The 24,288-nt window shown below is 68.9% G+C and carries 14 protein-coding genes; 8 read left to right on the top strand and 6 right to left on the bottom strand.

What is annotated here, in order from left to right:
- Positions 1–89 precede the first annotated feature (89 nt).
- The 3 genes from SPRI_RS00075 to SPRI_RS00065 are packed head-to-tail and all read left to right on the top strand — an operon-like array spanning position 90 to position 4,023.
- Complete coding sequence (locus tag SPRI_RS00075; protein ID WP_199782736.1) at positions 90–1,151, top strand: hypothetical protein; 1,062 nt, start codon at positions 90–92, stop codon at positions 1,149–1,151.
- On the top strand, positions 1,148–2,662 hold the full coding sequence (locus SPRI_RS00070) for a hypothetical protein (RefSeq protein ID WP_005322239.1): 1,515 nt from the start codon (positions 1,148–1,150) through the stop codon (positions 2,660–2,662). The genes SPRI_RS00075 and SPRI_RS00070 overlap by 4 nt, the downstream gene beginning before the upstream one ends.
- Complete coding sequence (locus SPRI_RS00065; RefSeq protein ID WP_005322240.1) at positions 2,659–4,023, top strand: AAA domain-containing protein; 1,365 nt, start codon at positions 2,659–2,661, stop codon at positions 4,021–4,023. Before SPRI_RS00070 ends, SPRI_RS00065 begins: the two co-directional genes overlap by 4 nt.
- A gap of 63 nt (positions 4,024–4,086) precedes the next feature.
- On the opposite strand, the gene SPRI_RS00060 is transcribed toward SPRI_RS00065, so the two are convergent.
- The 5 genes from SPRI_RS00060 to SPRI_RS00040 all read right to left on the bottom strand — a co-directional run bounded on the left by SPRI_RS00060 (position 4,087) and on the right by SPRI_RS00040 (position 16,068).
- Complete coding sequence (locus SPRI_RS00060) at positions 4,087–5,262, bottom strand: hypothetical protein (RefSeq protein ID WP_005322243.1); 1,176 nt, start codon at positions 5,260–5,262, stop codon at positions 4,087–4,089.
- Positions 5,259–10,580, bottom strand: a complete 5,322-nt coding sequence (locus SPRI_RS00055; protein WP_050791664.1) for an ATP-binding protein — start codon at positions 10,578–10,580, stop codon at positions 5,259–5,261. The genes SPRI_RS00060 and SPRI_RS00055 overlap by 4 nt, the downstream gene beginning before the upstream one ends.
- A gap of 181 nt (positions 10,581–10,761) precedes the next feature.
- Positions 10,762–13,482, bottom strand: a complete 2,721-nt coding sequence (locus SPRI_RS00050; protein ID WP_037775708.1) for a TerD family protein — start codon at positions 13,480–13,482, stop codon at positions 10,762–10,764.
- Positions 13,472–15,526, bottom strand: coding sequence for a DEAD/DEAH box helicase family protein (locus SPRI_RS00045; RefSeq protein WP_005322246.1), 2,055 nt, complete (start codon positions 15,524–15,526; stop codon positions 13,472–13,474). Before SPRI_RS00045 ends, SPRI_RS00050 begins: the two co-directional genes overlap by 11 nt.
- A gap of 8 nt (positions 15,527–15,534) precedes the next feature.
- Positions 15,535–16,068, bottom strand: a complete 534-nt coding sequence (locus SPRI_RS00040) for a hypothetical protein (RefSeq protein ID WP_106428586.1) — start codon at positions 16,066–16,068, stop codon at positions 15,535–15,537.
- A 562-nt stretch (positions 16,069–16,630) separates the two neighbouring features.
- Between SPRI_RS00040 and SPRI_RS00035 the strand changes: the two genes are divergently transcribed.
- From SPRI_RS00035 to SPRI_RS00020, 4 genes are all read left to right on the top strand, one after another.
- Entirely contained in the window at positions 16,631–16,894 is a 264-nt protein-coding gene (locus SPRI_RS00035) for a hypothetical protein (protein WP_005322248.1), read from the top strand.
- Between the two features lie 534 nt (positions 16,895–17,428).
- The gene (locus SPRI_RS00030) at positions 17,429–17,773 is read left to right on the top strand and encodes a hypothetical protein (protein WP_005322249.1); all 345 of its coding nucleotides are present in this window, start codon (positions 17,429–17,431) and stop codon (positions 17,771–17,773) included.
- Between the two features lie 1,313 nt (positions 17,774–19,086).
- Positions 19,087–21,123, top strand: a complete 2,037-nt coding sequence (locus SPRI_RS36565; protein ID WP_078951195.1) for a DnaB-like helicase C-terminal domain-containing protein — start codon at positions 19,087–19,089, stop codon at positions 21,121–21,123.
- On the top strand, positions 21,124–21,744 hold the full coding sequence (locus tag SPRI_RS00020; RefSeq protein ID WP_053556603.1) for a hypothetical protein: 621 nt from the start codon (positions 21,124–21,126) through the stop codon (positions 21,742–21,744).
- Between the two features lie 152 nt (positions 21,745–21,896).
- Here the strand turns inward: SPRI_RS00020 and SPRI_RS36560 are convergent.
- Positions 21,897–22,714 (bottom strand): IS5 family transposase gene (locus tag SPRI_RS36560; RefSeq protein ID WP_398777189.1). Its coding sequence is split into 2 segments (ribosomal slippage): positions 21,897–22,363 and positions 22,363–22,714, totalling 819 coding nucleotides; the frame shifts between segments, so codons are not numbered across the junction.
- A 169-nt stretch (positions 22,715–22,883) separates the two neighbouring features.
- Between SPRI_RS36560 and SPRI_RS00005 the strand changes: the two genes are divergently transcribed.
- On the top strand, positions 22,884–23,165 hold the full coding sequence (locus tag SPRI_RS00005; protein WP_159039464.1) for a DUF6372 family protein: 282 nt from the start codon (positions 22,884–22,886) through the stop codon (positions 23,163–23,165).
- Positions 23,166–24,288: the final 1,123 nt, after the last annotated feature.

The following is a 24,288-nucleotide window of genomic DNA, read 5'->3' as shown; positions in this document are numbered from 1 at the left end:
GGAAAACAGTGAGCTCGCTCGACGAACGACTGGGCGTATTACGCGGAACCGCTGCGCCCATCCCGCACAATGCACGCACCCTGGCAGCCTTGACCGCCAATCCGAGCTGCGAGCGCCGCTCCCTGCTGGATGCAGCCGGTATCGACAAAGACGCCCTCGCCGCCCATCTGGGCCTCCCGCGGCTGCTGAGAAAATCCCAGCTCGCCCTCGACTACGGCCTCGCTTTCGAACGCAAGGTCACCGCCCAGGCCGGAGCCCCCCTGGTACCGCTGCTCCGCCAAGCCCTGGGCCTGAGCGTGCCGGAGGTGTCCTACGAGGACGTCAACAGCGTCGGCAGCGATGACGACAAGTCCCCTCTGCGGCTGCGCCGCATCCACACCCGCTCCCGCATCCGCAGAGCAGCACACGGCAGGCCGGACCCCCGCACCCTGCTCGACCACCCCGTACTGCGTCTGACCGTCGCCGGCCACCAGGCCTACCTCGAACCCGACGTCATCGCCTTCCAGCGCGAGGGCGTCTTCTATGTCGTAGAGATCAAATCCTTCCCCGTCATCCACGGACAGCTCGACCCCCTCAAGGCCACCGCAGCGCTGACCCAGGCCGCCGCCTACGTCCTGGCCCTGCGGGAACTCCTCGCCGAGGACGGTCTCCCACCAGAGCGCGTCTCCGACACCGTGGTCCTGGTCAACCCGCGCAACTTCACACGCCACCCCACCGCCACGCCCTTCAGCGCCCACAAGCAGATCAAGAACCTGAGCCGCCACCTCGACAGACTGCGGCGCCTGCCCGAACTGCTGGGCAAAGTTCCCCCCGACACCACCTTCGACCTGGCGCCCGGCCCCGACCAGAAACCGACCCGGCCCCGCGGTGAACTCGTTGCCGCGCTCGCCACCGTGCGGCCCAACTACACCCCCGGCTGCCGCCACCACTGCGACCTGGCCTTCCACTGCCGCACCGAAGCCCGCAACCAGGGCAAGACCGCCGCCCTGGGCACCGCAGTCCGCGACGACCTCGCGGGAATCGACACCATCGCTACGGCCCTGGCTCTCACCGACGGGCACCTGCACCCCTCACGGAGCCAGAAAGACCTCACCCAGGCCCTGCGCCAGGCACAGCGCATCCACGCAGACCTCCAGACGGACACCGCATGATCCGCCTCACCTCACTCCTGCGCATGCGCGCCGCCCACACCGGCAACGCCCAACGCGCCAGCCAACTGCGCCACCTCCACCTCAGCGACCAGCCACTGATGCTGCTGGCACTGAAACAGACCGGACCCGCCGCACGACCGCTGGCCGTCATGCTGGGCACCGACCCCCGCCGCCCCCAACTCCTGCTCACCCCGCCCTCAGGCAGCACCACTCCCATGCTCGCTTCCCTGGCAGACGCCGTCACCGCCTACATCGACGCCTGCCAGCGGCACAGCGAACACCTGCCCGCCACCTCCAGCAAGCCGGCCCGACGCCGCTACACCGACGCCCCCCAGATCCTCGTCCCCAACCCCCAGACTGTGCAGCACCTGAAAGACCTCGGAGCCGACCTGCGGTTCCGTACCGCCGATGACCAGGCTCCCGGCTCCCGGGCTGTCCAGCGCCTGGGCCACTGGCTCACCTATCTCACCGACCGCGCCGACCTGGCCGGATCAGCCGCCCTCATCCCCATGACCAGCTTCCTCTCCATGCACTGGATCAGCGGCCAAAGCCCCCTCGAGGACGAGGACCTGGCCAGCCTGCTGGCCTGGATCGACCCGCCCCGCCACACCGCCTCCGGACGCGACGCCGCACTGGCAGCAGAAGACCCGGCCACCCACCGCCCGGCGGGACCAGCCACCGACGCCGCCTTCGACAACGACCACCTGGCGCCCCTGTTCGACGCCTACGCCCGCGCCCGGCGACAAGCCCTGGCCCAGGAGCAGACCCGCATCCTGCAAGAACTCGACCGCCTGCTGGCCACCTATCTGCAGCCCACCTGGGACCTCATGTGGCAGGCCTACGCACTCCTGCAGGCCCTCCCCGAAGCCAAGAGCACCGCACGCCGCTGGGACCACGAACGCACCGCCTTCACCGACGAATGCCTGCACCTGGCCCAGGACGGACGCCCCCGGCCGGCCCGCGACCAAGCCGTCGCCGCCGCCGTCCGCCTGGCCCACATGGAACACGCAGCAGCCGCCTTCGCCGCCGAACGCACCGCCGACGACCCCTTCGCACGAGCCGAACTGCGCACCACCGGCGAAGCCTTCGGCGGCACCGTCACTGCGATCGACTCGAAGCACACCCTGCGCGGGCCCACCGGACGGCCACAGTGGCGGCCCCGGTTCACCGTGTCCACCTCCGACCCTCTGCGCATGGAACCCGGCCGGCTCCTGGCCTGCCACGCCTACCGCAAGGCCGGCTACAAGATCTGCGAGATCACTCCCGCCGACGGCGACACTCTCGTCGAACTCGAGATCACCGCAGGCATGGGCCACGCCGACCGTCCCACCTACGACATCCTGCCCGAAGACGGTGCCTTCCTCGTGTTCACCATCGCACCGGATTCCTACCGGATGCCGGAATTTCCCTCACGAGAACAGACCCCCTGGACCCATGGCGGGCCTCCTGCCGACCATCCGGACGACAGCGACGAGGACACGGGCGAGGGCGACGGCGAGGAAGAACAGTGACACCTCCCCACCAGCCCTCGCCGCAGCAGCAGATGGACACGGCCGCCCGAGCCATCCTGGAGCAGCTGCCCACGCTCACCCACCGCGGAATCGTCGTGCACTCCCCGCCCGGCGCCGGCAAATCCACCCTGGTCGCCCGAGCCGCCGACGCCCTCGCGCAGTCCAGCGCCCCCTGCCCCGTCATCGCCCAGACCAACAGCCAGGTCGACCAACTCGTGCGGCGATTCGCCCGGCACCACCCGCATCTGCGCACCGCACGGCTCACCGCAACGGAACACTCGGTCCCGCATGATCTGCAGGCACATCCCGGCATCCGGATCGGTACCCGCATCGAAGCCCTCGAGACGACGGCCGACGTCATCGTGGGAACCGCCATGAAGTGGGCCACGGTCACCGACCGCCGATGGCCGTGGGCGATCATCGACGAGGCCTACCAGATGCGTTCCGACATGCTTTTGTGGACCGCCGGCTTCTTTGACCGGGCCCTCTTCGTCGGAGATCCTGGCCAACTCGACCCCTTCTCCGCGGTCGAAACCGACCGCTTCCACGGCCTGCCCCATGACCCCATGAACAGCGCGGTCGCCGTCCTGCTGGCCAACAACCCTGACCTGCCCGTCCACTTTCTGCCCGTGTCCTGGCGCCTGCCACCCTCAGCCGTCCCCCTGATCAGTGACGCCTTCTACCCCTTCACGCCCTTCCACGCCGGAAGCCGTGAAGCCGACCGCACCCTCACGTTCTCCATCCGCGGCATGCGTACCCCCACTGACGAGGTCATCGAACACGCCGCCCGAACCGGATGGGCACTGTTCGAACTACCAGCCCGCATCACCGGCCAGCACGACATCGAAGCCTTCCAGGCCGTCCTCGACATCGCCGAGCGGCTGCTGGCCCGGCGCGCCACCACCACCTGCGAGGAAAACCCCGAAGGCCACGTCCTGCAGCCGGGGGACATCGCTATCGGCACCGCCCATCGCAGCCAGACCCACCACATCCGTGCGCTCCTGGCCCGCCAGTACCCCCCACTCCACGGCGTCACCGTCGACACCGCCAACCGACTCCAAGGCTGCGAATTCCGCGTCACCATCGTCCTGCACCCCCTCTCCGGCCGCGGCGACGCCTCCGCCTTCCATCTGGAAGCCGGCCGCCTGTGCGTCCTCACCTCACGACACCGCCACGCCTGCATCATCGTGGCCCGCGCCGGCATCGCCGAACTCCTCGACGCCCACCCCTCCAACGACCCCGCACACCCCGGAGCCGCCTCCAAGGTCGCCGACGGCTGGGAGGCCAACCACGCAGTCCTCGCCCGCCTGACCCAGCACACCATCTCCGCCCAGGCACAGCCCCGTCACCGGCGCGGATGAGGAGGTCGCCGCACGCCTGCCACATGAAGGTGGGTTGATGGGGGCGTCGTCGCTGGGGTGCCCTCAGTCCTCGTCGTCGAGGGTGTCGTCGGCTGACTTGTGGTGGACGTTGACGCCGGCTCGGCAGCGCGCGGCGCCGATCGTGTCGTGCAGCCGGGCGAACAGGTCGGGCCGGATGAGTAGATCAGCTCCCGCGACCGCGGGCAGGAGTGGTTCGTAGTTTCCGTCGTGGACGAGGTGGCCGTGCCACTGGCGGCAGATCAGTGCCTCACCGGTGGCGTCGCTGAGGCTGAACCCGCAGATTCCCTCTGTGGGTTCAAGGCCGAGTGCGGCCACGACGCTGGCTGCGGGTGCGAGTACGTAGAGGGGCAGGCCGAGGCCGCTCAGGGTGCGAGGGCGAGGCGTGTCGATCAGGCCAGAGGCTCCAGCGTCAGTAAGGGCCGTCAAGGCCTGGTCTGCGGCACTGATGTGCTCGGCTGCTGACTCGGTTGTAAGGCCGAGTCCCAGGCGCCGCCACGGGCTGGTCCACAGCTGCCAGGGGGCCTGGGAGGCGGGTAGTGTGCCGGGCGGCGGGTCGTTGTCGAGGGCCTCCAGGCCGACGGCGATCTGCAGTTGGCGGGCGGGCTGATCCGGGTATTGGCGTGCAGGAGTGCGCTGCCGCTCGAACAAGCCGATCTGCACCCATCCCTCGTGTGGACCTTCATCCACGCGAGCAAAGGCCATGGCGTTTCCCGGCAGGGACCGCAGGCCCGCGACCGAAGCGAAGCCGGAAGGCGGCCAGGGCTTGTCCGCTTGATGGCTCTCACTGAACCACGGTGCTGGATCAAGCGACCACGCCAGGGTCTCGGGACGAGTCAGAGGGCGGGGAATGCGGGCGAGTTCGGCACGCAGGGCCGCGCGGGGGTCATCGCGCAGTCGCGCGGCCGCGCCGCGTTCGAAGTTCTGGGCGTTGCCGAGATGTCCCGCTTGGGCAAGCGCGGCACGCAGGCCGGCGGCAGCGCGTTGCAGGCTGTCTTCGGCGGCGGCCTGGTCGGCGAGATAGGCGTCGGGAAGCTGGCTGCGGCGTCCATTGGTCAGAAGGTCCAGCTGCATGCTCATGAGCGTCTCGACGTCGGGAAGAGCATCGATCATGAGATCGATGACGGTCTCGCGGAGCCCGGCCGGACTGCCGGCGGCGTTGAGGCGGTCGCCCAGGTAGTGGTCGACGAGGTGGGTTGCGAACTCCCGAGGGTTGTTCATGCGCTGTCCTCGCTGGGGGAGAGGGCGGCGGCGATGGCGCGTGCGAGTGTCGGATGGGCTGCCGTTGCCGTGGGGGCGGGCGCCTGGTGGCCAGCGCGGGCCAGGATGGCGGACGCATCCGCACGGACGGACAGCACGTCACTGCCGCACAGCGTGACGAGCTGTGCGAGAAGGGCGGCATCCAGAGGTCCGTCGGGCAGGTGTCCTTGTAGGACGGTCAGGAGCCAGGTCAGGGGGCCAGCTCCGAGGTCGAAGGAGAGGACGCGCGCCAGGGCTGCCTGCGCCTGGCCGGAACGGCTGGCCAGCAGAACCGTCGCTGTGATCAGGGCGCGGCGCTTGTCGCCGCGTTCAGGCAGGGCAATCGTGGCCAACGCAAGTTCGCACAGTGCGGTGTCGATGTCGTGCTGGGTCGCCTGTTCCGGCACCGGGTGGTAGGCACCCTGACCGAGACGGGCACGGCCCGGCAGACGGTGGGCGATGACGCCATACGCCGCATCCCAGCAGGCGAAAGCGCTGACAGCCGGGGGTGAAGCGAGCGGGGGCTGAACAGCGAACGCCGAGACCAGGGCCAGGCTGACACCGATAGTGCGGCTGTAGGACGCCTCGGCGACGGCGTGGGCCACCTGGTCTGCGAGGTTGCGGGCTGCGGTGGCCGGGTCCGCGGAGTGCGCCTGCTGCCACAGATCCAGCCGGTCATTGCCGCCGAAGGAACGCCATCCGCCGCCGCCTCGCATCTTGGTGTAGGCGAGCATGCCCGCCGTGGCGGCGAGTGGGCCGTAGACACCAGGATCGCTGTCCTGGCGCAAGCGGAGACCCATGGCGAGGTCGGCCAGTAGCTCAAGAGGGTTGGAGGCGTTCATCTCGTCGGCGATCCGGTGCAGGAACTGGGCGGCTGCGTCTGCTCCCTGACCGTCGATGATCTCCAAGAGCCGCCACCCGACCGCATTGGCCAGCGCGTCCCTCGACCAGCGTGGGCCCGAGGGGGCATCGTATGCCTTGCTGCTGCGGTCACGGACCGCAGCAAGCGCGCCGGCAGCACCTTCTGGCAGCGTCGGGCGCTGCTGGGCGTGCAGGTACGCGTCTGCGGTGGGGCGCTTCTCGGGGCCGAACCAGTCACGTGAGGTGTTGTCGGGCACGGGGCGGGGCGCCCAGGGCGAGCCGCCCTCACCGCCACAACGCTGTGCTGCTGTGCGCAGCGCAGAAGTGGGCTCGTCCCCGGCAGCCTGCGATGCGGCGATCAGTGTCTGGTCGTCGTAGGTGGAGGTGATTGCATTGGCCAGCACTGGCAGGAGACGCGATGCGCGGGCCGCGTCGTCGCCGGGCAGGTCAGCTAGCCTGGTGAGCAGAGCAACGTCCTGCTGGATGCTGCGGCCATCGGGGCCAGCGGCGATGCGGAGCGCGGCCAGGACGACGGGGTCGGCCGTGTCAGCCTGCGTGGCCAGCAGCTGCCGGTGGGCCGCGCCCACCCGGCCATCGGGCAGCCCGGGCTCGGCCAGCAGCACCTGGGCGCCCAACTGCGCGGCACCGCGCGGATCCAGGCGCGCAAGGGAACGCCACCACTCCTGCGGCGTTCCCGCCGTGCCCCGCCCGTCGGTGCAGTCCGCGACGAGATAAACAAGAGGCTGCGTATGCGCCAGACGCACCTGCGCCTGGACGGGATCGGCCTGCAGGAGCTGAGGCAGCGGATCCAGCAGCTCCTCGATGGTGATGTCCTTGTGGCCGCCATAGGCCCCCACGTAGCGGGCGGCACGCTCCCAGCACCGCTGCGCTTCGTGCGGGTCGTCGCAGGCGAGACTTACGCGGGCCATCTCAAGCTCGAAGTCGGCGTCCTCCGCATACAGAGCACGGCGCTCGGCTTGCGCTCCGCGCAGCGTGCGCATGAGCTCGTGCACGATGTCGGCCCCTGCCTGGCCGACGCTCCCGGCGAGCAGGGACACCAGCTCCGTGGTGATCAGCGGGCCGGTTCCGGCCATGCCCATGAGAGAGGTGGTGGTGCCCTCGCTGACGGCTTGCAGGAAGGCGATGCCCACAGCGACATCATCGCCACGCAGCAGGGCGACGGCGTCGTGCAACACCTGTCGCACCTGCCGGTGGATGTCCGCAAGATCGCAAGCCCGGGGGCTGCCCGTGAACGCGTGTGCATGCTGGGCCAGTTGTTCGAGCGCCACACGCACGGTCACGGACGCGGTTTCGGCTGTGAGGATGCCCGCCTCGACGTCGCGGTGCAGGCCTACGGTGGCAAGGGTGAAGCGCAGCCAGGCACGGTAGAAGCCATCGCCCTCCAGGAGGGGAAGCAGTCGGGCGGGCGCCTGCGGATCGGCAGCATGGGCCACGGCCAGCAGTGTCAGCCACCTGTTCACCGGGCCGGACAGGCCGCTGGCACGGTCCGTCAGTACATCCTGTGCTGCTTCCGCGAGAACCGCGGCGATGTCCCCGGAAAAGATCTCCTCGGCAAGGTCCGACACTGCCACGCCATGGCGGAGCAGGCGCCGCGGGTCGCACGGCCCGCTGGCCCAGGCCGCGGTGGCCAGCGCGCGGGCAGACGGCAGCGCGCCGCCCGCCGTGCCATGGGCGTCCGCAAGGTGCAGCAAAAGGGCCGCGCGCCGGTCGGGCTGCTCGATGAGCTCCGCGCTCTCGAGCAACGGGTCTGGACCCAGACAGTCCAACAGCACACCCAGCGCATCCTCAGGCGACGTCAGAGCCTCCTGGCCGAGGAACCGGGCCACCCGCTGCGCGAGCGTACGCGGGACCTGCCCGAGCTCGACATCGTCAGCAGCCCGGGCCGGCAACCGGATCCGTCCGCGCAACTCCGCCAGGAACACCGACTCATCGCTCTCGGAACCGTAGTGGACACGCTCCTTGCGTGCCTCGTCCCAGGCCGTCAGGTACGCCTCCCACGGGGCGGCACAGCCGGCCCGGTCGACCGCCGCACACAGCTGCAGGCCCCACCGCGCCGCCATCGTGGTCACACCCTCGTACATCAGGCTTGCCGCCACGCGGTCGGCTCCCACCAGCGCCACCAGCACATCCGCATACGGCACCAGGGAACCCGGCAGGCCTTCGTCCTCAAACGTCGCCCGCGCCCGGCTCAGTTCGACGCAGCGCACCAGTGTGGGCCAGTCGTTGCGGACCGCCGCACGCCGCGCGGCAACGGTCAGAGTGTGGACGATGGCCTGAGGAGGCTGCAGCCCGGCAATCGCGCGGGAGAGGAAATCGGGTTCGATCAGCAGAGCGAGTTCGTCATCGCGCCCCAGAGCGGCCAGCAGTTCGGGCAGGTGCCGGAACGCGCGGGGATCGGTGAAGAAGCCCCGCTGGGACAACCAGTCGGCGGCCTGGGACCGGACCTGATCGACCCACCTGTCGTCGCCGTCGGCCCGGCGGATGAAGCGGCTGAAGCTCTCATGATGGATCTTCAGTCCGCCGATGCCCGGCTGCTGCGCGACGATCGGTGCCACGCTGTTCAGCGCGGCACCGAGTTGCATTCCGGGCAGCGGGAAAATTTCCTCGAGCTCCGACGCACTCACAGCGAAGTCGCAGACCGCGAGCATGCTGACAGCAGAACGCTGCCCGGGGGTCAGACCGGCCAGCAGATAGGCGTAGTAGTCGTCGAGGTCGTGCGCCGACGACGGCACCGTCCGCAATCTCTCCAGAGGATCGCCAGCACCATCCGGCGCCGGCGCCGCTCCCAGGCCCGGGGCAGGACCAACGGCCTGCCGGCACAAATACGTGGCGTACAGGGCGTTGCCCCGAGAGCGCTCCTCGATCAGTGCGACCGCGGCCTCCGCCCGCGCAGCGGGATCGAGCCCCTCACCGGCAGAGGAGGGCTCCAGGGCCGTCAACACGCCCAGGCGGTCCGCCAGAGCATGCAGTTCGGCGCGGTTGAGCGGGGCAACGGTGAGACGGGAGGCACCGGCGTCGACGGCCTCGAGGTGAGGGCCGGGCTGACTGGCCAGGACGAGCACGACACCGGGCGGCAGTTCCAGGGCGGAGAGGTCCGCGACCAGAGAGGCCGCCGGGTCCACCCGCGGACGAAAGGCGCTGCCGGTGGTGGATCCAAGAACCCGGCTGACATGGTCGATACCGTCCACGATCAGCGCGATCGGCCGGTCCGGTGCCAGGCCGCGCGCGGCAGTGACCGCGGCCGTGAGCGTCTCCGGCGTGGCCGCGTAGCGCGGCCTGACCTGCGCCAGCGCCTCCGGAACGGCCGTACCCAGCTGCTTCAGCAGGCTGCCGATCACGACCTCAGTCAGCACACGCTGCTCACGGTCGATGTCCGCAGCGCCGAGCCAGCAGTGATGCCTCACCGCCAGCCAGGTCTCCCGCAGCGCATCCCCGAGCTGCTCGCACAACCACGACTTGCCGATGCCGGGAGCACCGGTGACCACCACGACACCCCCCTGCTGAGCAGCGTCCCTCACGGCCGCGACCACGCCCGTGAGCACCGTAGGACGTCTCACCTCGGTGGCACGGTCCACGGGGTGCCCCTCACGGACCGCTCCGAAGTCGACTTCCAGACTCAGACGAGGAAGCAGGTCCTCGACCATCACGGTCCCCGCCCGGCTGCGCGCCGCTTTGGCCGCCTCGATCAGGGCCAGCGCCACCTCCTCGGGCGTGCGGTGCCGGTTCGGCGGCCGTCCGGCACCGAGTTCTTCGGTGATGCGGTGCAGCAAGGCCGCCTCGGCTGGCCCGGGCTCGCGAATGTTGAGCGAACACGCCGGAAGATCCGTGTCGACGACCAGGGATGCGCAGGCGCGGTTGAGCAGGTCATCACTGACCTGGGCGAGCATCTCCTTCCACGGAGCGTGTGCACGCAGCGCAGCGGCGTCGAAACGGAACCGTTTGCTGCTCAAGCCGTGCAGCGCAGGCCCGGGATCGGTGCTCGCGTGGACCGGGCGCAGCACCCGGGTCAGCTCGGGATCCTCCGGCTCCGTGTCGCGCACCACGAGGCGGTGCGAGGCACCCGGATCCGAGGTGAAGTCGTGGTCCATGGAGGAGAAGAGCAGATCCAGGCGTAGGCCTCGCTTGTCCTTCGTGAAACTCTCCAGCGACAACGCGCGGTCATGATCCGTGTGCTTGATCTGCAGCCGCTCGCGGCTGCCGGTGCCCCACTCGCACGTGATGTCATCGAATCGGTCCCCGGTGAACATCTTCGTGTCGACCAGCAGGGAATTCGCACGTCCCACCGCCAGGTCCACCAGCCGCAGCGCGGTGAGCAGGTCCTGGTAAGCGTAGCCAAGGTGTGTCGGGCGCAGCCCCATGCTCACCTCCAGCGTGCCCTGCTCACTTGGCACCCCCCCCGTGGTGCGCGTCGCGGTCACCCTAACCTCCCTGACGTACCAGGACGGAACGGAAACCCAAGGGGAGATCGTGTGCGCAAGATCCAGCTGGCCCGGGAACACCTGGCAGGTTGGGCACCAGCAGCGGCTCTCGCACGCGAGATCGACGGCGACGGCCGCACTTACCCGGTTGTCGACGGCTTCGCGTACAAGACAGAGGGTGTCAGGCTTCGATGTTGATGCCGTAGTCGGTAGCCAGGCCCGCGAGGCCGGTGTTGTAGCCCTGCCCGACAGCGCGGGCCTTCCATCCGGCCTTGTGGCGGTAGAGCTCCACCGCGACGGTGACGGTCTCGCCTGATGAGAACGGCCCCGGAGCGAAAGCCAGTTGGGCGCCGGAAGACTGGGTGATATCTGCGTGCCACTGGGTGTGCTGGTCGAAGACTGCGGCGGGCTGGGCCTCGAGGTCGATGCTGACGATGACGGCGATGGAGGTGATGTCGTCGGGGATGAGGTTCAGATCGGCGGTGACGGTGTCTCCTCCGAGGCTGACCCCGTCGTGACTGGGGTGGTTGTAGAAGACGAGGTCGTGGTCGTCGCGTACCTTGCCGTTGCGGGTGAGGAGTACAGCGGAGACATCGACGGGCGCGCCGGTGCAGGTGATGCGGACCGTCGTCGGTTCCGTGGCCACGGCCGTGTTGGCCCCCTTGGCCAGCAACTGCCCAGCAGCGTTTTCCCCGTTGCTGGCCGGGACGGCGGGGGAGGGGGGTGCGATCGGCGGCAGGCTGGTACCAGTAAGAGCCGCGATGACATGCTGGAGGATGGGCCAGCCCTCGGTTTCCTCGCCAGGCCACGGCCAGGTCAGCCGCTGGGCGCCGAACTCCTTGGCGGTCGGCGGCCGCCCGAGTGCTTCCTGTAGTTGGAGGTGGCGCAGGCTTTCGGTGGCCAGGCGGCTGAGCTGCCACTGCCGTTGGGTTTCTTCCGGGTTGTTCACCCAGGTGTCGTGGTCGACGGGCTTGCCGCCCAGCTCCTGGTACACCCGGCGGGCGAAGTCGTAGCCGTCGCCGGCCAGCAGGCGGGCGGGCCGCTCCTGCAGGGAAGACGCCGGCTCGCCGATGGCCGTGTACAGCGCCCCGAGGTCGCCGCCCGTCCAGTGGTTGGCTGCTGTGATCGCGAACCGGGCGAACTGGGGCAGCGTGGGGGGACGCCCCTTGGCGGCGACGAAGCGGTGATGCTGGTGGGCGACCTCCTCCAACTCGGAGCGCCAGCGGCCCTCCACGAAGGCACCGAGATACTGCTCGGCCCAGGCCCGCCGGTGTCGTGTGATGAGGTCCCGTAACCGTTCGAAGCCGTCCCGACGGGCGCCGTGACTCATGCTGGAGGTGAACGTCATCTGCCCGTACGGGGTCTCGACCGTACTGTCCGCGCTGTCCGTGATCTCCTCCTCCGGCCCGAGGAGTTGTTCGGCGGCTTGCAGTTCGCGGAAGAAGGCGGTGTCGACCGGGCATCCGGCCGCGCGCAGGGCGGCCAGCGGCCTGCTGTAGTAGCGGTCGACGCGGTCCAAGGTGGTGCGGGAGTAGGGGCCTTCGCACACGAACCAGGCGGTCAGGCCCACGCCGTGCCAGAACTCGGCCGCAGGACCGAGGGCTTCAGCCATGGTCTGGTGCGGGCGCGGGTTGCTGACGATGCTGCCGGGATACCGCGCAAGCGTCACCGTCTCCCACAGCCGCCCCACCCGTTCCAGGACATCGGCGGGCAGACGCTGCCGGTACAACTGAGGGGTATACCCCTGCTCGGTCCGGTTCAGACTCATCAGATCCTGATCGACCAGCCCCCACAACGACGGCATTCCCCGTGACTGGCCGGCATGCGCCTGGTCGAAGCCTGCCCACCAGCCGCGCAGGGCCGCAGCCCGCTCCTCCACCGGAGACAGAGAACTGCCGCCGCCGAGGAAGGCCGCGAGCATCGCATGGACCTCGTCCTCCGCGATGCCCGCCTCGGCCGCCATACCGGCCGTCTGCGTGGCCATGCCGACGTACAGACGTGGCTCGGGCAGAGCGGTGATGATCTCCTCATCCGGGTGCGGGGGAGCCTGAAGGTAATCCAGCACCGCCAGCCAGTCACCCCCGAAGTACGCGGAGACGACCGGCTGCAGCTCTTTGGTGAGCACCCGGCGCGCCAGGGCTGTTCCCGTCCTGGCCTTCTTTGCGAAACCAGCCATCAGCCCTTGCAACCGCTGGATCCGGTGACGTGCGGCAAGCTGCACGAGGTCGGCGGCGGCAAGGGTGTCCAGCAAACGAAGGCGGGCCTGCTGCTGTCCCGCACGGTCCAGCTGGTGCCAGCCGCCGCCGAAGCGGAAGGCTTCCAGCGCGCTCGCGTCGACGCCCAGCAGCCGGTAACGCTCCTCGATGAGTGTCCAGAACCGCTGCTGTTCTGTGCGAGGGAATATCTCTCCTGCTGCCCGCAGCCGGATGGGCTGAAGCAGTGTCTCGAACAGCGGCACCAGCAGCGCCCACAGCAATACCGTGTCCCAGTCCTCCACAGCGGTGAGGCGGGCGGTGTCATCGGCGGCCAGCGTCAGAGCGTGGCCAGGGCGTTCCCGCAGCAGATACGGCAGATTGACTGCCCCTGCCTTGACCGAGAGTTTCTGGGGGAGGTACCACGCCCCGAGCCGCTGCTGCTCCTGGACCCCGAAGGCGTTGGCGCAGAAGACTTCCTCTTCCCGGGTGAGGGCCGTCACCTTGGCGGTGTCCGGCGTGTGGCGTCCTCGGCCGGGGACGACGGTGGCCACCGGCCGTCCGGCGAGCCCTGCGGCCAGCAGTCTGGCCGCCAGGGCGTCGATGTCGGCGAACCGTTGCTGCTGCCCGGCCGCCCGCTCCAGGGCAAGCGCCTGCTCGGGACTGCATTCCACGGCCGGCTGCCACCAGCGTGTCGGGTCACTGGCCACCGGTCAGCCTCCGCATGTACTCGACGAACTGCTCAAACGGCACCGGCGCAGCGGTGTTCTGCGCATAGACGGCGTAGCGCTGGGCCATCAGCTGCATTTCCCGCTCTGTCCTTCGGGCCTCCACCCGGTCCAGCTCGTGCACCACGCGCTGCTCGACGCGTCCCCGCTCGTACAGCACGAACGCGTCCACCCCGCCCAGACCCCCACCGGCCCCCTCCGCAGCGCCGCCGGGGCCGGGGAGGACTCCTTCCAAGGTGGTGGCGTCGATCAGCGGGACATCCAGGAGCACAGCGGGATCCATGTCGTTGTCCGCGCACATGGCCTCCAGATGCTCCTCCAGGCCGAGTTCGGCATGGCAGACCACGTCCATGTACTGCTGCTCGGCAGCCACCGCGGTCTGGCGCAGGACGCGGACACCGCGGCCGACGAACTGGTAGAACTCGCCGAAGCTGCCATAGGGGCGCAGCGGCACGACCACGGTGATGGGCGGGAAGTCGTAGCCCTGGCCGAGCATCCGCAACTGCACGATGCCCTGCAGATCCCCGGCGTCGGACTCGAAGCGCCGCCGGGTGGAGGCGATCGCGGAGGCGGGCATGCTGTGGTGCAGCGTGGCACTGGGAATCCCGTACTCCTCGGCGATCCGCGCGACCTGTTCAGCATGCGCCTGGCCCATCGCCGCGAACAGCACCCTCGGCTTGACGGGCGCCAGCAGCTTGGCCTGCGCATCCAGACACGCCCGCGTCACGGCCATCACCTGGCGGATCGGCGCCTCGGACTGTGCCGTGATGCGTGCCATCTTCCGCTCGTCGCCCAGCGTGGCCAGCAAAGCATCACGGCCCACGATCTGCTCGCGCCGCCCGTCCGGCCACACCGCCTCATACACCGTCGACGCCACCTCGGGAGCGAACCGGTGCACCCGCAGATTCTTCGCCGACCCGTCCGCGACGGAGTCCACCAGCCGGTAGCGGTAGACGACATCGGCGTCGATCGGCTTGCCGTCCAAACGCTGGAAGCACGCCGACATCAGCAGGGTGCGCGCACCATGGAAGTGGGCGAACAGCCGCTGGTAGGAGGCGCTGGCCGCGATGTGCGCCTCGTCGACGACGATGAAGTCGATGTCCTCCGCCTCCAGCTTGGCCAGCAGGTCCCCGTCACTGTCGCCCGTGCCCAGCGCATGAAAGTTGGTGACCAGGATGTCCGCGTCCAGAAGCCGCTCACGGCTGACCTGGCTGATCTGCCCGTCGTCCGCGTCCAGGACGAGCGTGGCCGGCGGACGGGCACCGGGCAGCAGCGGCCCGCCCGCCAGCCCATACAGGACGTTGCCCGGCATCCCCGCATCGATGGCCTTGGCGAAGGTGCCGCGGATGACCGAGCCCGGGGTCACCACCAGCGCCCGCCGTCGGCAAAACGACAACGTGGCCGCCACCCCCAGGGCCGTCTTGCCCGACCCCACCGCCATCACCGCAGCCGCATGCCGGCCGCCGGAGGCGTAGTAGTTCGCCAACGCGGCCAATGCCTCGTCCTGGCACGCCCGCAACGGCGCCCGGTCCACCCTGGCCTGTACACCAGCGAAGTACGCCCCGCCTGAGGGCAGTTCGGCACCGGCAGGCGGATCGGCCGCCCGCATCGGATCGCCAGCCATGTCCGGGATCTCGATACGCGGCACGGCAGTCACCAGCGCCGCCAGGAGCGGATCCTGCCTCAGCATCGCCTGCAACTGCGCCACGCAGCGCGCCGTGTCCGTACGCACCGCGTCGTAGGAGAACCGCAGAACGGTCAGGCCGGCCGCGGCCAGATCGTTCTGTCGCAGCCGGTCGTAGGTGAACGCGGCCCGGTCACTGTGGAAGGCGAACCCGTCGAGCTCGACGGCCAACTGCAGCGTCTCACCCGCGATCAGGTAGTCCAGCCGGTAAGTGCGCTCGTTGACGGTGACCGGGTGCTGACTGTGCACCCGCGCAACGATCGACGCATCCACGGCCGGCGTGAGCACCCACCGCAAGAACGCCTCCTCCAAGTAGGAGGCAGCCGGGATCAGTCGCTCCAAACCCGCACTCATGACGATCCACCCTGTGCCGCAGCCTCGGCAACCAGCGCCTGGGCTTTCTCCGACAGCCGGGCCGCCACATCCTCGCCCTGCCCGAAACGGGCCAACCGCCGCGCCAGCTCAAGTGCTTCCGTGAAGGCGCCCTCGCGCTCCAGCAGGCCGATCAACCGTGGCACCGAGGACACCCGCACAAACGCCGCCGGTGCATCAGTGGTGTCGAAGGACACCGCGTGCGGGGTTGCTTCCATCAACTCCAAGTCCAGCAGGGCGAACACCTCAAGCGCGGCGAGGGCCCCAGGCTCCGCACGACGTGTACTCCACAGCCGATCGACCGCGCTCTGCAGAACAAAGTGATAGTCCCTGGCCGAGCCCGGAAGCTCCAGCGCCTCCCAGACACGGGCGATCAGCTCAGCGCCGCGCGCGTCGAACGGCACATGCCGGCTGGCCGGTGTCGCAGACGTACTCCCCTCGGCGGTCGGCCACATCGGCGAGCCGTACGACTCGTCCGGACGAACCCCTGCGCCCGGCAGCGCCTCCCGCATGACACCCGGACTCCCGGCAAAGGCAAGGCCAGGGACAGCCGCCATGCGCTCAAACCACGCCCCCATGTTCCCCCTTCACATAAAGAGGCCTGCACCCTCACCTACAGCGAAGTCGCCCCACCCGCCCCCTGCGGTACTTCATTGTCGCAGCCACACACTCTGTGCACCCCGAAAGCGGATATGTACTCCGCTCTCCGTCACCCACCTCGGCCGACTGCTGCCGGTCGAAGAACGGGAACCAGAGGTCCTTGTCGCCCACTCGACCTCGTGTCCGGAGTCGGGAGTTTCGCTTCACACGCCTCTCGGCCAGCTGTACCAGGGGACGATGCAGGCCCTGGACGGTTTCGGGTCAACCCGATTTTCCAGGTGGTCTGAGCAGGGACGAACGACGTACCTGCGTTTCACGACGGTGAACACGTCAGCCTGAACGGGCGCCGATCAGGCTGGCCTTGAGAGCGTCGGCGAGGGAACCTTGAGGCATCGACGGCGGGATACGCCTCGCACCAATCCCTTCCCGAATCACCGGGTTGGGTGCCTCACCCCTACCCTCCTGGAGCTGCTCATGTCCGTCCTTCCCCTGCCCGCCGCCAGCCCCGAGCCGCCGGCGTTCTGCGCCAGCCGCCTCCCTGCCCGCACCCAGCCCAGTCGGCTGGGCATCCCCGAGGTCGTGGTCATCGTCGTGGTCGTCCTGGCATCGGCCGGACTGGCCGCCGGCAACCGGCCCGTCCCGGCCGCGCTGGTCGTGGTGGCCGCCGCAGTGGCCGACCTGATCACCGGCCGCCGCTCCAGCAACGTCGCCGAGCCCTCCCGCCGCCGCAGCCGGTGATGGGCCGCCCCACGAAACCTGTCGCCGCCGCCACCAGCCCCCGGCTGCGGACCCTGGCCGCCTACCTGCGCCAGCTCAAGGACGACACCCGTACCACCTACGCCACCCTGTCCGAGCGCACCGGCCCACCGAACGCGCCCGGGTACCGCGGAGCCTCCACCCTCAGCCAGCCCGCGGCACCCACCTGCCCCCGCTCGAGACCGTCCTCGCCTACGCCCGCGCTGCCGGCGACCCCGGCAGCCACTCCACGCAGAAGCGACAGCCCTGAGCCTCTGGAAGGCAGCCGCGATCGAGAAGGCCCGCCCGCACCTGGCCGGCCGCGGCCGACGGACCCGGCAAGTCCGCACCCCCGCCTCCCTGGGCCAGGAACTGACGCGACTGCGCCTGAGAGCCGGCCGGCCCTCTTACAGTGCCATCGAAAAGGCGACCAAAGCCGACGGGCACCGTGTACCGCGTTCGACAGCCCACCTGATCCTCAACGGGAAGGTCCTGCCCAGCCGAGAGCAGCTGTCCGCACTCCTGAAAGCCTTCGACGTGAGCGTCGTGGACGCCGCCCAGTGGCACGCGGTCCTCGACCGCATCGAGGACCGCCGGCGACCGCCCGAGCCGACCCGGCGAGGCAGAGGGTATGCGTGCGCGGACGCCGACCCGGCCGTGCAGGAGTACCTCGAACGCCGCGAGCGCGACGAGGAGATCAAGCGACGCACCGGCCAGATTTATCCGGACGAGACGTACGAGGACTACGAGGAGCGGATGCGCGAGAGGGCGTTCCAGCAGCAGGCCTCGGACGACTGGCTGTACGAGGACTACGACGAGCCGGAGGACGAGGCACAGAGACAAGCGCGGGCCGCTGAGCAGGCCGCCTCCGAACCCAGTTGAAGGCTTTGGTAGAGCGCGCCACCCCAACAGGGCAGGTTGCCGATCACGCCGGACAGCCGGCTTACCGTTTCCGCCCATCGCCACCCATCCTCCTGAGCAGGACCAGTTCCGTGATCACCCGCGACTCCCACCCCGGCGGTACATAATTCCAGTGAATATTATGTACCGTCAGCTAGACTGGGCAGCAGCGTTACATTTTTTGGCGTCCGGTCGTTCCGCAGCCGCTGGCGGCCGCTCCCGAGCCGACTGCCCGACCTGCCCCTCGCAACCCTTGCCGCGTCTGTTCTTGGAGTCCCGGAATGTCCTCCTCGCATTCATCCCGCACTGCCAGTGAGGCGTCTTCCGGCGCTGCCATGCCGGACAACTCCGCCCCCGCTGCTCCGCCCGCAGCCTCGACGGAACCGTCCGACCCCGCTCCGCGCTGGGCGGGCCACTGGCCCCTGAGCTACCCCGAAGACGCCGGCCGCCGACACGGCGAGAACACTCCCGAGCCAGTTGAAGGCATGGTGGAGGACCCGGGAACAACCTCCACCGCCCCTGACGCGGAAACACCACACGCCATGGCGCGCACCCGCCCGGCGACGCTGCACGGGGCCCGCAACGCACTCAAACAGTTGATCGACGCAGCCGTCCAAGGGCAACCCACGCCCCTGACGCGCGGCCCGCACCACGCACTGCTCACCACCCCCGCCCACGCAGCCAAGCTGGGCTGGAACCTCACCCAAGCCCCGACCCACAGCTTCGCGGACGCCCGCAAAAAGCTCGGAGACCTGATCCAGTACAGCGCCGAGGGCCACCCCCAGGTACTGCGCCGCCACAAGACCCCCGTCGCCGTCCTGCTCGCCGCAGCCGCGGACGGCACTCCCGTGCCGCCCGCACTTCAAGCCGAGCCCGCACCCGACACCGTGGCTCCGACTGCAACGGCAGCCCCAGACTCCGCCGCAACACCCCCTGAGGGCCAGCAAGCAGTCCAAAACCCCCTCCCGACCACAGCAGCCGAAGTCGAGGCCGCCAAAGACCTCACACCCGCGCCGACAACTACCCCTGCCAAAGCGGCCATTGCCCCCACCACGTCCTCGGCACCGCATCCGGAACCGGCGCCGACAGCCCACGACACGCCTGCACCTGCCCATACGCCCCCCGCCTCACCCGGCACCACCCCAGCCCCATCGACCGCCCCCACCGGCTCGCCGGCCGCTACCGCTCCAACCCCCGCCGATCCCGTACTCCAGCACCCGGTCACACCGCCGACCGCCCTCCCCAAACCCCCCTCGACCCCGCCCGAGCCGAGCCCGCCGGCCCCCGCTCCCGCGATGCCCGGCACCGGCCACGAGCCCGCCCTCCCGGCCGGCGGCCCACCAGCCATCGCTGCGCCGCGCACCCCGCGACGCCTGGCCGCACTCGCCCAAGCCCTCGACACCGTCCTCCCGACCACCGCCCCCACCGGTGAAACCACCACGCCCACGCCTCTGATGGGCCTGTCGACCGGCATCCGCGCCCTGGACGACGTCCTCGGCGGACTCCAGCCCGGCCGCTTCTACCTCGTCGCCGCCGCCCCGGGCGCCGGATCCAGCCTGATCGCCACCACCGCCGCCCGCACCAGCGCCCTCGACCAGCACCAGCCCGTCCTGTACGCCGCCTCCGGACTCACCCGCGCCGACATCGCCGCACGCATCGTCGCCGCGCACCTGCCCGTCGACTACCGCCGCCTGCGAGCCGGCCGCCTCACCCCCACCGAACAGGACGACACCGCAGCCCTCCACCACCACCTGGCCCAAGCCCCGCTCTACATCGACGACGGCACCGACCTGACCACCGACGCGATCACCGAAAGCGTCCCGGACCTGCCGGGCCTGGCCCTTGTCGTGGTCGACCGCCTGCAGACCACCGAGGACCCCCGGCTGCCGCTGTCCGGCCCGGCCCAGATCACCGACGCCGCCCAGGCACTCGTCCACCTGGCCCGCACGCACGAATTCCCGGTCCTCGCTGCCGTCGACACCGACGACCCCCAGGTGATCGCCGCGCTCAGCCTCGACATCACCGTCACTCTGACCCGCGACGCCGACCAGATCCACGCCACCGTCACCGAGCGCGACCTCGGCCCGCAGGCCACCCTCACCCTCCACGCCGACCTCGCCCACGCCCGCATCACCGACCCCTACGCCAGTCCCGTCACCCTCACTTCAACACCCCAAACGCCCCCGACTACGCCCCCGCAAGACCCCGCACCGACCCCGCAGACGCCTCTCCAAGCCCCCACCAGCCCATCCCCGGACCCCATGGCCACCCAGCCCGCCCCGACGGCCCACACCGCCGCCCCACGCAGGCCATCACCCCGCCGCACCACCGCCTCACCCTCGCCCCAAGGCGGCTACGCAAACCGGGACTACAGCTACTTCACCGGCATGATCACCCGCGCCGTCGACGAAGCCCTCCATGACTGCGACGGCGACCTCACCGCCGCGACCGAAGCCCTGGTGAAAAAGGCCGTACCGAACGCAATGGCTCTGTTCGAAGCGACCCGCGTCGGCGGAAATTACGAACACACCGTCTACCCGGAAACCCTCGAATTCCTCCGGAAGAAAACCAAGGACGGCGCCGACGAAATCTGGGAAGGCCGCCACAACTGGACCAACACCCACCTCACGGAAGAACTCAAAAACGGCACCCACCCCCCGATCACCGTCAACGCCCTCGACACCAACGCCAGCTTCCTGTCCGCCTTCAAGACCCACCTGCCCATCGGCGCCCTCATCCACGACCCCCACGGCGGCTTCGACCCCAAACGCTCCGGCATCTACCGCCTCCCCACCCGTCCCACCTGGCACCACCCCGACCTGCCCGACCCCATCGGCAACCGCCGCGAAGACGGCCCCGTCCTCCTCGACGACGCCACCATCCGCCTCCTCATCCGCTGCGCCCGCCTCGGACTGTGCGAGGCCCCACACATCACCGAATGCTGGACCTCCGGCACCAGCGAAGGCCTCCTGGAAAAATTCCGCCGCGTCCTGACCGAGGCCCGCACCAACGCCCTCGAAACCGACGACACGGTCACCGTCGAATACATCAAAGCCATGTACTCGAAATTCACCTCAACCATCGGAGAATCAAGCGTCAACCGCGACATCCGCCGACCCGACTGGATGCACATCATCCGCTCCCAGGCATTCGCCAACCTCTGGTACAAATCCCACCGCGCCCACAGCAACGGCCTGACCGTCGTCCGCGTCCGCGGCACCGACGAACTCCACGTCACCGGCGACTGGCGCACCGTATTCACCGAAGGCCGCCTCACCACCCAGATGAAACAAAAAGACCAATACACCCTGCCGAGGAAGAGCGCCCGATAGATGTCGACCGACGGATGGAAAAACTTCGGCAACTACGGCGCAGACCGCGACCCCGGAAACGTCCACGGAAAAATCGCCCTCGCCCGCGCCCTCGAAGACGCCCTCGAACGCATGATCATCGACGGCGGAATCAAATCCCCAGTCGACACCCGCCGCGGCCTGAAAGCCCGCATGCGCTACCTCACCACCACCAAAGGCGGCCCCCAAGCCCTGGCCGACGCCGGCATCCACGCCACCCCCACAACGATCCGAGCCTGGACCCGCGGCACCCAGCGCCCCCGCCCAGCCAACCTCGAAGCGATCGACACCGCCTACTGGAACCTACGAGCCCACAACGTGCTCACCAACCCCGGCGCCCTCAAGCAGCACCTCAACCGAGGCGGCCGCGGCACCCGCATCGAAATCCACCCCGTCAATCAGACAGCCGTCGACGAGCCACGCCGCCGCGACAACCTGAGGATCCAGCACCGGCAGGTCCGCTACATCTGGGACGACGCCGTCGACGCCCTCGTCGCCAGCGACCTGGCCACCATGGAAGACCTCTGGGACGATGTCATCGCCGAACTTGACTCCGACTGGGGCGCCTACACCTACGTCTCCTACATCGGCATCGGCGCCTGACACGACCACTGACGATCTGCGGGGAAGCGCCAGTTTTGGGCCTCGCCGTCTGGGAGCCAGCGGCGCAGGTGCGGTGACCTCGTCGGTACCGACTGGTGGTGCTCACCCGTTGCAGGCATGAGCGACGAAGAGCCATGCCACTCTAACTGGCACTAACAAAGCCTCTGGACGTGGCGGTGGGTGATCAGGCAGACGGCGATGCCAAGGAAGGCTTCGTGGATGTCGTCGCGTCGTTCCCAGCGGATGCGCAGGCGGCGGAAGCCGTGCAGCCAGGAGATCGTCCGCTCGACGACCCACCGGAAGGTGCCCAGGCCGGTGCCGTGTGGCTGGCCCCGTTCGGCGATTGCGGGACGGATGCCGCGCTCGCGCAGGAGCCGGCGGTACTTGTCGTGGTCGTAGCCGCGGTCGGCGAAGAGCATGTCGGGCCGCCTGCGCGGCTGGCCCACGACTCCGGCCACTGCCGGGATCTTGTCCAACAGCGGCAGCAGCTGGGTGACGTCGTTGCGGTTTCCGCCGGTCAACGACACCGCGAGCGGGATCCCCTGGCCTTCGGTGATGATGTGGTGCTTGCTGCCCGGGCGTGCGCGGTCGACCGGGCTGGGGCCGCTTTTGGGCCCCTGCGTGCGGCCCGGACGTGGGAGGAATGGATCACCGCCCGCGACCAGTCCAGCTGGTTCTTCGATCGCAGCTTGTTCAGCAGCAGCTGGTGCAGCTGGTCCCACACGCCGGCCTCGTTCCAGGCCGCAAGGCGCCGCCAGCAGGTCATGCCCGAGCCGAAGCCCAGCTCCTGGGGCAGGTACTCCCACTGGATGCCGGTGTGCAGGACGAACAGAATGCCGCACAGGGCCTGCCGGTCGGGCACTCGCGGCCGTCCCTCGACTTGCTTCGGCGGCTGCTCGGGCAGCAACGGTTCGATGAGCGACCACAGTTCGTCCGACACGATCCACGGCCGCGACTGACGCTTCCCCATGCCCACATCAACGAGCGATCAAGCCGACAGTCACATGATCAACTCACTTTTGTTAGAGCCAGTAATGCCGACCACCACCAAGTGGGGCCGCGCACCGCGGAGTTCGTGTGCATTTCCCGCCCGGACGGCGGCCGGTGTGTTCGTGCTCGACCGGGCTTACGTTGCCTACATGGACAGGCCTCAGTTCCCCGTGCTGTATCAGCGGCAGCGGTTCATCTTCTTCTGGACCCGGCAGGCGCCGGACGAGTGCGAGTGCCGGATCTACCACGCGGTTCCCGTCTGGTGCAGCTGCGCCAACAAGGCTGAGCCAGGCCTGGAAATGCGCATCATCCGCACCCCGTACCTGCAGGGCAACGCGCAGCCGGAGGTCAGTGCCCCGCTGCGGCTGCGCGAGCCATGCTACGCCGCGGTGGAGGTGCTGTCCGAGGAGTCGCGGTCGTCGACGGCATGAGCCTGCCCGGCATGCCGCGCAAACGGGGCCAGCCTTCCCGGACGGCGAGCATCCTGAGTCCGCTGGAGCGGGCCGTCGTCCCGGCCGCCCAGGAGGTGTCGCCGGACGTCCGGAACGGTGCTGTCGCCACAACACTGTCCTGGCGGGGCGCTGGGCCGCGAGCTGGAGACCGAGTTGCGCAAAGCCACCGGTATGTGTCGAGGCTGCAAGCCGCACGCGTGTGTCGTGGCCCGCGACAGGCCGTCCGCCGAAAAGCACTTGAGGATGCCGGGCTGCACCGACATGGAGATCATCGAGACCAGACCCAGGCAACCGCCCGAACGGAAGGCATGAGGGATGACCGCCCTCTCCCTGACCAGGCATGAGCACCGTGCTGGTCTGCGGGGGAGTGTCAGTTGTACTTCGTCATCTGAGCGTCAGTGGTGCAGGTGAGGTGGCTTGGTTGTTGACATTGACGGGTAGTGCTCACCCGTTGTTGCCAGGAGCGGCGAAAAGCCATGTCATTCTCACGCTGACCACCACCGAGAGCCAACACCAAAGAAACCCGAGCACAAGAAATGCGAGCACCGAATTAGATCCTGATATTCCGCTTCGAGACATAACGATTCGCCCCTTTGGAGAACACCATCGAGAGAGAATCAGTACAGAATAACCAACACTCCACCAGAAACCAGATAATGTAAGGCGAGTGAATGCATCAGAAATGTGCGACGCTCTCTCGGGCTTTCCATGCATCGAAATGTTCAAGAGGTCCAGACCACCGTCTGTAGCACGGAGAGTATCCGTTACATAAATTATGTAACGGCGCTGAGTGCGTTACATAATGGGTACACATCAGGTACAGAAGAGGCTGCTTGGCGGGCCCTTTCAACGCAGGTCACCCCACCTCATTGCCAGCAATCAAGCGCACCAGGAGACAAAATCGCAGTTAAAAAGCGTTTGAGAGCATCCAAAGCCAAGGATGCCGCGACTCTCGATTATGTAACGGGGCCAGCGAAGGCCGGCGCCTATCCTGGTAGCCAGCGGTAACGCCGCGGAGCGGCGTTACATATTCGTCGCGGAGCGACGGGTGACGCTCCGTCACGTAGTGACGGCGCGTCATGTCTCCGGAGGAGACGGCGCG

Origin of the sequence: Streptomyces pristinaespiralis (genome assembly GCF_001278075.1) — a bacterium.
Lineage (GTDB): Bacteria > Actinomycetota > Actinomycetes > Streptomycetales > Streptomycetaceae > Streptomyces > Streptomyces pristinaespiralis.
Note: the sequence above shows the minus strand (reverse complement) of the source record. Positions and strands in the feature narration are given on the sequence as shown.